The organism is Paenibacillus sp. G34, assembly GCF_056856875.1.
Genome location: NZ_CM166469.1, coordinates 2989312 through 3002945, shown reverse-complemented (window position 1 = coordinate 3002945; position 13634 = coordinate 2989312). Strand labels below are relative to the sequence as shown.

At 46.5% G+C, this 13634-nt stretch carries 13 protein-coding genes; 1 reads left to right on the top strand and 12 read right to left on the bottom strand.

What is annotated here, in order from left to right:
- Window positions 1-34: 34 nt before the first annotated feature.
- Window positions 35-904, top strand: a complete 870-nt coding sequence (dapA, locus tag AC1VYS_RS13665; RefSeq protein WP_482914709.1) for a 4-hydroxy-tetrahydrodipicolinate synthase — start codon at window positions 35-37, stop codon at window positions 902-904.
- Between the two features lie 149 nt (window positions 905-1053).
- Here the strand turns inward: dapA and AC1VYS_RS13660 are convergent, their stop codons facing one another.
- The 12 genes from AC1VYS_RS13660 to AC1VYS_RS13605 all read right to left on the bottom strand — a co-directional run bounded on the left by AC1VYS_RS13660 (window position 1054) and on the right by AC1VYS_RS13605 (window position 13625).
- Entirely contained in the window at window positions 1054-1620 is a 567-nt protein-coding gene (locus AC1VYS_RS13660; protein WP_482914708.1) for a TetR/AcrR family transcriptional regulator, read from the bottom strand.
- Window positions 1621-1684: 64 nt separating this feature from the next.
- Window positions 1685-2290 (bottom strand): pentapeptide repeat-containing protein, encoded by a 606-nt coding sequence (locus AC1VYS_RS13655; RefSeq protein ID WP_482914707.1) that lies wholly within the window; start codon window positions 2288-2290, stop codon window positions 1685-1687.
- Window positions 2291-2393: 103 nt separating this feature from the next.
- Window positions 2394-3002, bottom strand: coding sequence for a GNAT family N-acetyltransferase (locus tag AC1VYS_RS13650; RefSeq protein ID WP_482914706.1), 609 nt, complete (start codon window positions 3000-3002; stop codon window positions 2394-2396).
- A 75-nt stretch (window positions 3003-3077) separates the two neighbouring features.
- On the bottom strand, window positions 3078-3437 hold the full coding sequence (locus tag AC1VYS_RS13645; RefSeq protein WP_482914705.1) for an Asp23/Gls24 family envelope stress response protein: 360 nt from the start codon (window positions 3435-3437) through the stop codon (window positions 3078-3080).
- Window positions 3438-3643: 206 nt separating this feature from the next.
- Complete coding sequence (locus AC1VYS_RS13640; protein WP_482914704.1) at window positions 3644-5782, bottom strand: prolyl oligopeptidase family serine peptidase; 2139 nt, start codon at window positions 5780-5782, stop codon at window positions 3644-3646.
- 18 nt (window positions 5783-5800) lie between these two features.
- A complete protein-coding gene (locus tag AC1VYS_RS13635) occupies window positions 5801-6733 on the bottom strand; it encodes an ABC transporter permease (protein ID WP_482914703.1) in 933 nt (310 codons plus the stop codon).
- 15 nt (window positions 6734-6748) lie between these two features.
- Entirely contained in the window at window positions 6749-7666 is a 918-nt protein-coding gene (locus tag AC1VYS_RS13630) for an ABC transporter permease (RefSeq protein ID WP_482914702.1), read from the bottom strand.
- A gap of 105 nt (window positions 7667-7771) precedes the next feature.
- A complete protein-coding gene (locus AC1VYS_RS13625; RefSeq protein ID WP_482914701.1) occupies window positions 7772-9343 on the bottom strand; it encodes an ABC transporter substrate-binding protein in 1572 nt (523 codons plus the stop codon).
- Window positions 9340-10551: a M20 metallopeptidase family protein gene (locus AC1VYS_RS13620; RefSeq protein ID WP_482914700.1), complete on the bottom strand. Its 1212-nt coding sequence runs from the start codon at window positions 10549-10551 to the stop codon at window positions 9340-9342. Before AC1VYS_RS13620 ends, AC1VYS_RS13625 begins: the two co-directional genes overlap by 4 nt.
- The gene (locus AC1VYS_RS13615; protein ID WP_482914699.1) at window positions 10548-11300 is read right to left on the bottom strand and encodes a FadR/GntR family transcriptional regulator; all 753 of its coding nucleotides are present in this window, start codon (window positions 11298-11300) and stop codon (window positions 10548-10550) included. The genes AC1VYS_RS13620 and AC1VYS_RS13615 overlap by 4 nt, the downstream gene beginning before the upstream one ends.
- Before the next feature lie 300 nt (window positions 11301-11600).
- Window positions 11601-12347: a glycosyltransferase family 2 protein gene (locus AC1VYS_RS13610; RefSeq protein ID WP_482914698.1), complete on the bottom strand. Its 747-nt coding sequence runs from the start codon at window positions 12345-12347 to the stop codon at window positions 11601-11603.
- Window positions 12348-12539: 192 nt separating this feature from the next.
- Complete coding sequence (locus AC1VYS_RS13605) at window positions 12540-13625, bottom strand: Gfo/Idh/MocA family protein (RefSeq protein WP_482914697.1); 1086 nt, start codon at window positions 13623-13625, stop codon at window positions 12540-12542.
- Window positions 13626-13634 lie beyond the last annotated feature (9 nt).

Here is a 13634-nt window from a genome sequence, read left to right as displayed (position 1 = left end):
AATGGAATTCCAACATACATTTGGGGGTTATACGATGTTAACCGAACAACAGATTCAAGGTATTTATATACCTGTAATCACACCTTTTACCCAGGAGCGCGAGCTTGATCTTCCTTCATTCCAAAACTACATCAAAGTTATGGCAAACAGTGGTATTCATGGCTTGGTGATTAATGGTACGACAGGAGAATCACCTACCGTGACATGGGATGAAGTGGAACAGCTTGTGAAGGCCGCGAAGGAAACGCTGAGCAGCATCAACTCGTCCATACCCATTATGGTTGGAACTGGAACGAATGACACCGCTTCAACGGTAGCGAGAACGAAGAAAGCTGCAGCACTCGGCGCTGACGCTGTTCTTGTCGTTACTCCATACTATAACAGACCAACGGAAGAGGGCATTTATGAGCACTTCCGCATGGCAGCTGGGGTAGGCATCCCGGTGATGGTATACGAAATTCCAGCCCGTACAGGGGTTAGAGTTTCCATCGAAATGATGAAGAAAATTATGAACATCGATGGCGTTATTGGCCTTAAAGATAGTACAAATAACCTCGACCTCATGACCGAACTGGTACGTTGTGGCTCCAAGCCCATTCTGTGCGGAGATGATACATTCTTCTACGATATGTTAACGAGAGGTGCAGCTGGCGGTATGATGGCATCGGCCAGTATCAATCCAGAGCGTTTCCTGGAAGTATATAACCGTTTTGTCGCTGGTGAAAAAGAAGATTCTTACCGTCTCTACACACAGCTCGTTCCGTTTATTAAACATCTATTTGAGGAGCCAGCTCCAGCTATGCTGAAACATCTGCTTGCGAAGCAAGGAATCATCGCTTCCGATCAGCTGCGTCTGCCTTTGATGCCAGCATCGGAACAGCTAAAAGCAAAAATTGCATTGTAAATCATATAGTTCAACTTATATAGAACATAGCCATAATTCGAAATATAAAAAGCCGCAGTTTCCTCTGCGGCTTTTGCTATTCACTTTTTTAACAATCCATTCAAGTAACAACGTAGCAACTCTTGCTGTTCTTATTTCCCCTTTTCAGCTTATCTGGCAACAAAACCGTGATAGAACGTGTCCACTACAAGCGCAGGTGCAGCATTTCTGGCGATATTACCACTGATCACTTGCTGCCATGTCAGAAAGACGATGGAATACAATACCTCTACAATCCATGATTTGTCCACATCCGAACGAAAAAAACCTTTCTCCTGAAGCACACCAATGGCATGTAGAACCGGTTCTCTCAGCTTCTGATCTGCTCCTTCGATCTCGGCATTATAATTGACGGTTGTATCATGAGCCAGGAAGTATATCTTATCACCCAGTGGAATCAAGGCTTCAATCAGCTCCGGAATATACTGTTCGACCCGCTCCTCATCGAGCTTCACATGCTGTAATGTCTCGTTAACGACCTCAATCGCACGCAAAGCCAGATGAATCATTAGCTGCTCACGGCTCTCCACATAGCGATGTAATGTAGCAATCCCGATATTCGCAGCTTCTGCAATGTCGTTCATCGACGCATTAGGCTTCTCAATAAGCAGCTTCGTTGCTTCATCCAGAATGGTAAACATTCGATTTTGCTTGAACGTTAACTTCTCATTTTTCATAACAAACTGCACCTCGGAATCCAAATTGTATCCATTCCAATAGAACATAGATTATTCGAGCGAACTAATCCACCTTAGCTCCCAAGGAGCGTGCAATCAGAACAGCCTGTTCACGATCCATACGCACGCCTTTTAAATCCAGAGATTTCAGATCAATGCCATCCAAAATGGCCCCCCTCAGATCAGCACCCTGCAACTTCACCTTGCTCATCGACACTCTCGTGAGATCACAATCACGCAGGTCAGCTTTGCTTAAATCGGATTCGGCTAGATCGGCTTCAAAAAAACGAATACCTCGCAAATCCTGTTTTCCGAGCCGAGTATGTCGCAGATTGGTATAAGACCAGTCTCCTTTTACAAGTGTAATGCCATCCAACTGGGCACCGGAAAAGTCCGATCCCGTCATTTTACAGGCCATGAACTTGGAGGCAAACAGGTTCGCACCCCCAAACATGCAGTTCTCAAACGCAGACTCTGTATGTATGGACCCATTCATCAAAGCACCCTTGAAATCACATTCGATGAAACGGCAATGGCTCGTTTCGATCTCCTCAATGGAAGCATTCATGAACGTACAGTGCTTGAAAACACAACGAATTAACTCGCCGTAACGAAGATCACGTCCCTCAAAGTGAACGGCCTCATATTCCTGATCCTTATATTGATACATCCCATACACCTCTTTTGGTATCGTGTTGACTTCGTAGTCATCTTTTCGTAAAAAAATATTAAAATAACTACATGCTCTACTATACCATACGGATACGACGGATTTAGACCAGTACTTTTGACATTCTATACATGGATACAGCAGGTTTGTTGATCTCACCTACTTTGTTATAACCCAGACGTTCGTACAGCTTGATCGCGCCCACATTCTCTTGTTTGACCGTTAGTGAAGTTTTGAAATACCCTTGCTGAACGGCCTGCTTCTCCACATGTCCGATCAACTCTGTTCCGATCCCAAGGCCTCTGCTTTCGGGTAAAGCCGCAATGATCCCGATATGATATTCATCATCCTCTGCCTCTTTTAACGTCACCATGGTATAAAACTCTTTCCAGTTCCGCAAGTTGTATCCGATCAGCTTCCATTTATGTATATCAAATAACTGAGAGAATGTCGTCCATGCCAGTTTGTTCATCAGCGTCGTCGGATAACACATGATCATGCCAAGTGTTTTCCCCTCCCGTACCGCTTCATAAGCGTACTCGTGACTAAAACGATTATTTCGGGACTTCCACAGCTTCTGAAATGTGCGATCTATAACTGCGGGTTCTCTGGAACCAGCCAGAGAATACTTCATATAGTCCAGCGCCATCTCCGTTAGTTTTCCTCCAACGTTGGTTTGAGGTTTTGCTTTTACAATGGATATTTGGCTCATAGCTGTCACTCCCCATGTTTGTTTTTTTATATTCGCTTGTTATAGTCTCATGTTTTGGTCTCATGTTACCGCGCTCTAAAGCTTGGACGGATGAGGTTCGGATGTCATGCCATCCACAAAAACGTTCACCGCTTGAATCGATAGTCCTGTAAGATGTTCAACCTGGTCAATGACTTTATGTTGCAGCTCTCTGCAGACCTCGTGTACTTTGATACCGTAAAGAACGATAATTTTGACATTGATCTCCACGCTGTTGTCCACTCTGCGGATCGTAATGCCGTTTTGCAAGCTTCGACCACTCCATAGTTTGCTAACACTTTCAACCAATCCAGCCGACATGGAAGCAATCTCACGGGTAGCCCCCGTTATTTTACCGACCATTTTGGAGATGACTTCATCGGATATTTGGACATGTCCTATTGTTTGTTTGATCATCATAGATCGCCTCCACATTTTTTTGATAGATAAAACTATCATTTATATAAAATATATATTATTTGAGATCCAAATTCAACTTCTATTGTATAAAACAAAAAAAACCGCATGAATCGCGGTTTTCAGCTTCTTTCATATGAGGCTTTTTCTATGTTAACAGTTTATATTGAAGATAATCTCCCCGAATTTGTTCTTCGTCTAATGTGTTACAAATACTCGTTAAACCAAGCATTTACCTGTTCGAAGCTATCTACCCGCAGAGAAGGTTTGCCACTTTTGAGCAGTGAATGGTTAGAACCCGGATAACGAATCAGCCTGGTTGTTTTTCCATAACGCTTCAGCGTCGTATACAACTCCTCCGCCTGAGCAATCGGTGTTCGAAAGTCCTGTTCGCCATGCATGATGAGCAGCGGTGTTTCGATGTTGTGCGCATGAGCGAGCGGAGAACGGGACCAGAGGTATGCAGCATGCTCTGCCGGATTGCCTCCAATCACACCCTCCACGTAAGAAATACCGATGTCACTCGTGCCGTACATCGATAACCAGTTGGAGATACAGCGCTGCGTCACAGCAGCTTTGAAACGATTGTTGTGAGCGACTATCCAGTTCGTCATGACACCCCCGTAACTGCCACCCGCAACACCCAAACGGGATGCATCCAGTATCGAATACGTTGACAACGCATAATCCACAGCTTCCATCAGATCCCGATAATCTCCGCCTGCGAAGTCTCCACGACAAGCTCTTGCGAATGCTTGTCCATATCCCATGCTGCCACGAGGATTAACCCATAACACAGCATAACCTTCGGCAAGAAGTGTCTGCATCTCATGACTGAAAGATCCAGTATACATCGCATGAGGACCACCATGAATCAGTAGTATTAACGGCAACTTACGGTGAGCCTGTATTGCATCTAAATCTTGTCTTGTAAGTGCAGATGGTGACCCCGCGGATGAAGCAACCTTCGTTTCAGCCGCATGTGTGTGTTGCGTTACATCGGGCATCGCTAGCCACCCTTGAATCAACCAGCCGTCCGATGAAGTGAATTCCACTCTTGTCGGCATGTTTACCTTGCGTTTAGCCATAAATTCATCATTGCGTTGAGTGAGTCTGGACATTTTGCCGCTTCTCATCTCTACGGTATAAAGCTCTCCCGGATGATTATCCGTCAGAGCAGCTACGATCAACGTTTCCTCATCCGCTGAAATCGTATATTGATAAACATCTTTTTCGCCTGCAAAGGTGATAACTTCGCAGCTTCCGTCCGCCTGAATCCGGTACACATCGACATTTCCATCATGCGTTCCCAGAACATATACTCCCTGGTGTGGAGACGAGCGACTAATGATTGGCGAAGGAGAAGCACTTGCCGACTTCATATCTCCCAGCGCAGCATTGCCAATATGCATATCTAATTCAGGTGCGAATAGCCTGGGTATCCCCCGCTGTACTGGAAGCGTAAAGAGTTGATGATGACTCCCACTCCCATATTCGCGATCACTCGCAATCAGGATCAGTTGCTTGGCATCGGCTGTAAAAGAGAACTGGCTAATCTGGAGGCTGGAGTCCGTTACTTTGAGAGGTTCATCAGCTACGCCTGCCCCCGACTCAACACTGACCATATAGACGTCCGTATGATAAAGTAAATCCGGATCGACTCCCTCCTCCTGTATTTGCTTAGAAATAAATGCAAGATTCAGGCTGTCCGGTGACCAGACTGGTGTAGTAATATTCCACAATCCGGACGTTATCTGTTGGATGTGTCCACTCTTGATCTCGTAAAGAAATAGATGGCTGTATTGACCATCCCACCACCCTGCACCCTCAGCTTTTGGCGTAGTACGCTCATAGACTTTGCCGCGCACTAAAGGTGCCTGCTGAGCGGATGGTTCAACATGTACATCTTTCGCCGACTCATCAGTACTAGATTGAACATCACTCAACTGAGCCTTACTTGACTCAACTTTACTGGTAAACGCAATGTACTTCCCATCGGGAGACCAGACGTAACTCATGATTTTACGTTCAGGAGATATGAGCATGGACGGTTCTGTACATTCCGTATGAACAGACCAAAGTCCTTTTCCAGCCTGAGTCGATCGAATAAACGTCAACTTATTGCCGTCTGGCGACCATGCAGGAGAAGAATCCTTCGTTCCATCCGTCAGCGCTACATCTTCTGTCCCATCCAGCGAAATTCCCCGAATCTGTGTGTTATATTCGTTCTTCGCCCGATCAATTGTCTGTTCAACATAGGCTACTTGTCCATTTGCACTGATCACCGGCTGACTGATCCAGCGGTAGTGAACAAGATCCTCCGGCGTAATCTGGCTTTTTTTCATATCCATAACTCCCTTCCGTTATGATTTCTGAGCTGACTCTGTTCGAGGATCAAGTACATCCCGTAACCAATCCCCTAGGAAAATAACACCCAGCACGGTAAACGTAATCGCAAGTCCCGGAAATGTCGCAACCCACCAGCTCGTGGCTACATACTGGCGTCCATCGCTCAACATGCCTCCCCACGATACATCCGGTGGTTTGATCCCTAGTCCCAGGAAACTCAGCGAAGCTTCCATGATGATCGTTGTACCTACATTCATACCGCAAATGACAATAAACGAGGATATGACGTTAGGCAAAATATGTTTGATAATCAAACGCCCGTTTTTGGCACCGATAGACTTGGCTGCAAACACGAAATCACGTTCTTTGATGCTGAGCACTTCACTTCGAACTACTCGGGTGAACGGAACCCAGTTGGTTACACCAATTACGAAGATCAGTGTAGTCATACCCGGGCCAACAATAGCCATCACAACCAGCATGAAAAGTATCGTTGGAATTGCCATAAATGCATCGCCTATACGCATGATAACGGCATCCAGCCATTTTCCATAGAAACCGGATATCAGTCCCAGAATCGCTCCAAGAATACCGGAGACAATGACTGCACCCATACCCACGATCAGCGAAACGCGTGCACCATATACGATACGGCTCCACATATCTCTACCCAGATTGTCGGTTCCAAGCCAATATTCGGCCGTTCCCCCTTCAAGCCATGCAGGAGGTTTGAGACGGTTCAGCGGATTAACCGCTGCCGGATCATGACTCGTGAGCAGAGGTGCGGCTATAGCAATCAGGACAACAACCATGACAAGCACTGCACCGAATAAACCGGTCTTGCTGATGATTAGCTGTTGCCAGATGGACCGAATCCCGGCAATCGTACGCTGCCTGTTGTTGTCCTGTTCTGCAACCAGAACGGATGTTTTATCGCTGTCTCTCATTGATCGCACCTCCTTCTAGTCATATTTGATACGTGGGTCCAGCAATCGGTAAGACACATCCGTCAGAATATTAACAACCACAACTATAAATGCAATGACAAACACAGCAGCCTGTACAATAGCCATATCATGTGTATTTACGGCTACAACCAGCAGTTGCCCCAGACCGGGCCAAGAGAATACCGTTTCTGTAATCAAGGTACCCCCGATCAGACTGGTAAATTGAAGACTCATGATCGTCACCACTGGAATTAATCCGTTGCGGAACGCATGTCTCGCAATGACCGCCATTCGTCCAAGGCCTTTGCTGCGAGCCGTACGAATATAATCTTGATTCAGAATCTCGAGCATGCTGGACCGGATCAACCTTGTCATCTGTGCAGCAAGTCCTACGCCCAGCGTAAATGCAGGGAGAATCAGATGGGATAACCCTCCGCGACCCGAAACGGGCAAAACGCCCAGCATAACAGAGAACAGCAGGATCAGCATAATGCCCATCCAGAAGTTCGGCATCGCCTTCCCGATCACCGAAATTCCCGAAATGAGAAGATCGGTAAACGTATTCCTTTTTACTGCGGAGATTACGCCCAGAGGCACCGCCATCAATACGGCAAACAACATCGCAGCTAAGGCCAGTTCAAAACTGGCAGGCAATCGTTCCAATACAAGCTCGAGCGCAGGTTGCCCGTAACGGAAGGATTGGCCAAAATCCCCCTGTATCGCATTGCCCAAAAATTTCGCATACTGCGTGTACAAGGGTTGATCCAGCCCCAAGGCCTGCGTTAACACTGCTCGGTCTTCTGCCGTTGCCGTTTCAGGTAACATCAGAGCAACAGGATCACCCGTTACCCGGACTAGAATAAAAACGATTAATGACACAATAAACAGTACCGGAATAACCTGCAGTAAGGATTTAAATACGTATTTGCCCACTCCCGGCTCACCTCCTATTCCAAAAAAAGAACGGCAGGAACTTGTTCATCCAGTCCCTGCCGTTCACGACTTACTGATGCAATGACAGGTGGTATAAGCCTGATTTTACTTTGCAGCAGGTGTAATCTCGTCCGCGTAGAACATCTCATCACTGCGTGGTGCAAAGTTCACTTTGTCATTGGTTCCGTATACGCCTTCCATCTGATACAAATACACAGCCGGGCGCTCTTCAGCAAAAATCTGCTGTACTTGCTGGTATTCTTTCTCACGAGACTCAGGGTTCATATTCACAAGCGCAGATTCCAGCAATTTCTCTACTTCCGGATTGTTATAGTCCGATTCCCCTTTGGCTTCTTCCACCATATAACGGTTATAGTTGTTCGAAGCATCAAACAGTGAATTACCAATACCAATCATGAAGATTTCTTTGAATGATTTGGAGCTGTAACGCTCGCTGAATGCACTTGGCTCCAGTACGTCCAGATTGATTTTGAATCCAGCCTGTCCCAGCATGGCTGCAACAACTTCAGCTTGTTCCTTGTACTGCGAAGATACCGAAATAGTCATCTCAGCTGCGCCTTCCGCATAACCCGCTTCTTTCAGCAACTGCTTGGCTTTGTCCAAATCGTACAACGATTGTTTATACAGTGACGGGTCTGCACCAAAGTTCCCAGGTGTTACGGATGTACGTGTAACGATCCCTGCTCCGCCAGCAATGCTATCTACAATGCCTTTTTTGTCTATGGCCAGATCGATCGCTTCACGAACCTTTGGATCAGCTGTGATGCTACCCTCGGTTTGACGGAAGATCAGTTGAAGAACACGCTGAATTGGTGCTTTCACAATTTTTTTGTCTGCTTCGCCTTCAATACGTGCAATGTCCGTGGATGGGATCGCTGCAGCAACATCAACTCCGCCAGCAAGCAACTCGGAGACACGCGTGGAAGCTTCCGGGATCACACGGAACACTACTTCATTCCATTTCGGCTCACCGCCCAAATAACTTTCATTTTTCACCAGTTCAATGCGGTCGTCTTTCGTCCATTTGCTGAACTTGTATGCACCAGTACCCACTGGCTCTTTAAGGAACGTCTCCATACCCTTGTCCGCAATATATTTCGCTGGCAAGATGCCCGCACCCATTTTGGACAAACGATTAAGTAGCAACGGATCTGGGCCATCAGTAATGATATCTACCGTATGCTCATCTACCGCTTTAACTTCAACGATGTTTTTGAAGTAACTATTTTGTTTGAGCGTATTATCTTTGGCTACACGCTCTAACGTGTATTTTACATCAGCAGATGTGAACGGATCGCCATTGTGGAACGTTACACCTTCACGCAGCTTGAATCTCCACGTTGTATCATTCACTTGCTCCCATGAAGTGGCGAGCGCAGGAACTTTTTTCTGCTCACTGTCGTTTTTGATCAAATAATCAAATACGTTTACAAGCACAGCTTCACTTGCGGTATTGTTATTGTTGTGCGGATCAAAGCTTTCAATATCCGTTGCTGCGGCAATGGTTAACGTACTACTGGCTGCTGCACTTTCACTTCCACTTCCCTCAGAAGCTGTATTGTTCGCCGTACCTTTACTGCCTCCGCCACAAGCACTTAACACCATCACGATTGCCAGCAAAGTAATCCACAAGCCTGTCCATTGTCTCTTTTTCATTGTGATTCTTCCCCCTTGGAAGTTGTATTCCTTGCCAAAAATTCAAGTGCAATTGCTGACAACAAGCCTACGCCATATGGCATGACCGTTTCGTCAAGATCAAATCTCGGATGATGAAGCGGATACCGTGTACGCTCCTCTTCATTTCCCGATCCTAACCGGAAAAACACACCAGGCACATGCTCGCAATAAAAAGCAAAATCTTCCCCGCCTGTCGACGGTTTGATGTAACTCCACCCCTTCTGCGCATTCACCTCTTCACAGACATCTGTGAGCAGATCAACCATGCCAAGGTCATTCACAACAACCGGATAACCGTCACCATAGGTGACTTCACATGCCGCTCCGAATGAACTGCAGACACCGTTCACGACTTGTTTGATCAGAGATGGCATCCGTTCACGCACTGCAGGAGATAATGTGCGGACCGTGCCAATCATCTCGACTTCAGGTGCTATAGCGGTACCCATATAACCTCCGGTGATTTTACCAATCGTGACCACTACAGGTTCAAGCGGGTCAACCATACGGCTGGCGATGTTCTGTAGCGCAGTAATCACCTGAGCGGATACGGCAATCGCATCAATCCCTTCATGCGGACGAGCCGCGTGACCTCCCTGACCCACAATCTTGATGACCAGCGGATCAGCCGAAGCAAAAGCAACTCCCTGGCTCACACCAACTGTTCCCGTATCCTGACCGGGTGTCATATGCAAGCCAGCAATGGCATCCACCTTTGGATTCTCCAGCACGCCGTCCTGAATCATGGACCTTGCACCGGCAAGTCCTTCTTCCGCAGGTTGAAAGATGAACTTGATATTGCCGGACTTGGGTCTACCAAGCCCTGTGAGCAGTTCAGCAGCCCCCATCAGAATCGATGTGTGTGCATCATGGCCACAGAGATGTGCCTTGCCTTTCACCGTTGAGCGATACTCGACTGATTTTTGATCCTCAATCGGCAAAGCATCCATATCTGCTCGAAGCGCAAAGGTAGGACCCTCTGTTTCTCCGCGAAGCAGGCCGGTTACACCTGTCTTCCCCACATGACGAGTAACCTCAAGTCCAAGGCTCTCCAAATGCTCGGCTACAATAGCAGAGGTCCGATGCTCCTCATAACCAATCTCCGGATGTCGATGCAAGTCTCTGCGCCAACCACTCAATTTCGCTTGCAGAGGCTGAGCCAGCTGTATTAGTTCAGATTGTTTCATTGGATCTCATTCCTTTCATGTTCCTCGGATTCCGACACCAACCGCGCATAGATGGCATCAGCCGAGAATTCGATGTGCCTTTTCATCGTATCCCGTGACCTCACGCTGTCTCTTGACTTCAGTGCTTCAAGAATCTCCATATGTACCCCGTAGTTTACGGAACGAATTCGGTCATCGTAAGGCATCAGATCGAGCGCCGGGTTGATTTTGGTTCGAATTTGTCTCACAGCTCGTTCACAGTATGGATTGCCAGATGCTTTGGCTATGGTCAGATGGAACTTCACATCCAGTGCTCTGAACCATTCTCGTGTACAATCCGGCTCAATACTTTGCTCCATATAGTTATACAGCTGTTCCAGTTCGCCTGCGGTGATCCGCTCAGCAGCCAGAAAAGCCGCCTCCGGCTCAATAATGGTCCGGTACTCAAATACCTTGAGCATCTGAGCCCAGCCTCGTTTGATCTCTTCTCTCGTTCGTTTATGTGAGTTGGCTGTCAGAGGCAGGACGAATGTTCCACCTTTGGCTCCAACTCTTTTTTCAATCAGTCCTTTATCTTCCAGTGCGGACAGCGCTTCCCGAACCGTAATCCGGCTTACATCGAACATCTCGGCCAAATCCCGTTCAGCCGGAAGCTGCTCCTCACTCATTAATTCTTTTAAAATAATAGCCTCCTCCAGCTGTTCTCGAATAAACTCACTAACCTTTTTAGTGGATACTTTTTCGAAACGAAAGGAGAATGGATTAGACATCTAAACACTCCAATCTGTATATGGTCTAGACCTTATACCATTAATATAATTCCGACTAAACTGATATGCAATACTTTTCTTGATAAATTTCAACATTTATTTTAATCGTTGTTTCGAAATCAATCTTTTCAAAGGGATGTCAACGCGACCCATAGAGAAGAAAAGACGCTCTGCTCTGGCTCAGAACCTCTTTATGATGAGAAAATATTCACCTATTTACTTTTCGCTAAGGAGAACAAACACCGCACACTTAGTCATCTATCTTCCTATTCTCTATTTCCTTACTGGCAATTCCTGCTCCTATACTTCCTTATTGGCAAAAGGTCTGAAATTCCCGGTTACAGCCAGACGCTCGCTTCCTTCGAGATAAAACTGATCCTCCGCCCGCCAGGTATGACTTGCCTTGTTTTGCCTGCGCAGATATACATAGTTGAAAGGTGAGGTCGCATACGTTTTATAACCTCTTCGTCTGCATTGTCTAAGAAATGTAACATCCTCGCCCACCGAACGATCGGTGAAACGAACTCTTTTTAATACCTTTTTCCTGAATAACAAGGTGCCCCCCTGGATGAATTCCACAGGTTTATTGCTCTCGCCCGGTGACCTTACCAACAATGTTCGGGAAGCCTCTAGATAAACTAAACAGGAATGTTTGCCCACGATATCACTTCCAGTTCGCCGGAGAGCACGCACCTGTTCTTCTAAATAATGAGGAGCGTAGTAATCATCATCATCCATTTTCGCAAGGAGTGAAAAACGGGCTCTCGTCATTCCGGCGTTCAAACACTGCCCCAGTGATACCCTCTCTGGTACCCTGTATACATGAACGTTTGCGTATTTCTGTACCTTTTTCCGAACCAAACGCATGTTCATGCTGTCCAGATTCAGAATAATAATCAGTTCCTTGGCCTTGTAACGCTGTCGAAGATAATTTTTCAGGATGTTATCGAGAAATTGTGGGCGATTGGTACAAACCACGATGGATACTCCTAGAGAGTTACGATATTTAGACACAACATCCCCTCTTTTCCGCTTATCTTCTCTCATCCTATGTTCTTGGTTCTTACCAGGTATGGACTGCTCCCTCTAGTCTTGAAAAAACAATAAAAACCTCCGCCCTGATTACAGGACAGAGGTTTACAGGAAAACTGATTTTTTAGCATTATTCGTGATGATTGCTTATTTGCTAAAAGAAGACATTACACTCACAGCAAAGATAAGTGTACGCAAGCGTCTCCGTTAATTATTAAAGTATACTGCTTTGCCCGTGTGTGCCGACTCGTAAATAGCTTCCAAAATCTGTGATACCACCAGCGCCTGTTTCGGTGTTACTACCGGCTCCAGATCTTTATCAATCGCTTCAATCCATTTGCGCATCTCCACATCTGGTGCGTTTTCGGACTGACCTTCATAGAAGTCCACACCGCCCGAACTGAGTTCAATTTCCTGGGTATATAGACGGCTGAACTTCTCGCCATTAATACGAAGTCCATTTTTCATGTCAGCACCTGCCTCGGTGCCACTCAAACTGCATTTAGCCTCATCCACATCAAGCGAGTTCAGCGCCCAGCTGGATTCCAGCATAATGGTTGCCCCGTTTTCCATAACAATCATGCCAAAAGCCGAATCCTCCACCGAGAACTTCTTAGGGTCCCACGGTCCCCACGCATTCGCTGCATTTTCTCTCTGGGAGAGCTCGTGATGCGTCGTGCCAAGCACGACCTTTGGCTGATAATTGTCCATCATCCATAACGTCAGATCCAGTGCATGTGTTCCAATGTCAATCAGTGGTCCGCCGCCTTGTTTCTCCTCATCCAGAAAGACACCCCAAGTTGGTACGGCTCTTCTTCGAATGGCATGGGCTTTGGCAAAATAAATCGATCCCAGCTCTCCTGCCTCACACAGCTGTTTGAGAACCATACTGTCTTGACGGAAACGGTTATTATAGCCAATCGTTAACTTTTTCCCCGTACGTTCTGCTGCTTCCAACATAAGCTGTGCTTCTGCGGCTGTTTTCGCCATCGGTTTTTCACACATGACATGCTTACCTGCCTCCAGCGCAGCAATCGAAATCTCCGCGTGGGAAATGTTCGGTGTAAGTACATGCACGATATCCAGCGACTCATCCTTCAGCAGCTCCTGGTAATCCGTATACACCTTGGCATCAGCTGCACCGTACTTTTTCTTCGCCTCAGTAGCACTCTCTTCGACAATATCACAGAAAGCAACTAGCTCCACGTTATTCAATTTACTCAAACTTGGCAGATGTTTGCCGTTCGCGATCCCGCCACAGCCAATAATTCCAATACGATACACTTTACTCATCATAAGTCA

What these genes read in the sequence shown, in the direction of transcription:
- dapA (WP_482914709.1), top strand. Translation starts at nt 35, where the DNA reads ATGTTAACCGAACAACAGATTCAAGGTATTTATATACCTGTAATCACA.
- AC1VYS_RS13650 (WP_482914706.1), bottom strand. Translation starts at nt 3,002, where the DNA reads ATGAGCCAAATATCCATTGTAAAAGCAAAACCTCAAACCAACGTTGGA.
- AC1VYS_RS13615 (WP_482914699.1), bottom strand. Translation starts at nt 11,300, where the DNA reads ATGTCTAATCCATTCTCCTTTCGTTTCGAAAAAGTATCCACTAAAAAG.
- AC1VYS_RS13610 (WP_482914698.1), bottom strand. Translation starts at nt 12,347, where the DNA reads ATGAGAGAAGATAAGCGGAAAAGAGGGGATGTTGTGTCTAAATATCGT.
- AC1VYS_RS13625 (WP_482914701.1), bottom strand. Translation starts at nt 9,343, where the DNA reads ATGAAAAAGAGACAATGGACAGGCTTGTGGATTACTTTGCTGGCAATC.
- AC1VYS_RS13605 (WP_482914697.1), bottom strand. Translation starts at nt 13,625, where the DNA reads ATGAGTAAAGTGTATCGTATTGGAATTATTGGCTGTGGCGGGATCGCG.
- AC1VYS_RS13660 (WP_482914708.1), bottom strand. Translation starts at nt 1,620, where the DNA reads ATGAAAAATGAGAAGTTAACGTTCAAGCAAAATCGAATGTTTACCATT.
- AC1VYS_RS13645 (WP_482914705.1), bottom strand. Translation starts at nt 3,437, where the DNA reads ATGATCAAACAAACAATAGGACATGTCCAAATATCCGATGAAGTCATC.
- AC1VYS_RS13635 (WP_482914703.1), bottom strand. Translation starts at nt 6,733, where the DNA reads ATGAGAGACAGCGATAAAACATCCGTTCTGGTTGCAGAACAGGACAAC.
- AC1VYS_RS13640 (WP_482914704.1), bottom strand. Translation starts at nt 5,782, where the DNA reads ATGAAAAAAAGCCAGATTACGCCGGAGGATCTTGTTCACTACCGCTGG.
- AC1VYS_RS13620 (WP_482914700.1), bottom strand. Translation starts at nt 10,551, where the DNA reads ATGAAACAATCTGAACTAATACAGCTGGCTCAGCCTCTGCAAGCGAAA.
- AC1VYS_RS13655 (WP_482914707.1), bottom strand. Translation starts at nt 2,290, where the DNA reads ATGTATCAATATAAGGATCAGGAATATGAGGCCGTTCACTTTGAGGGA.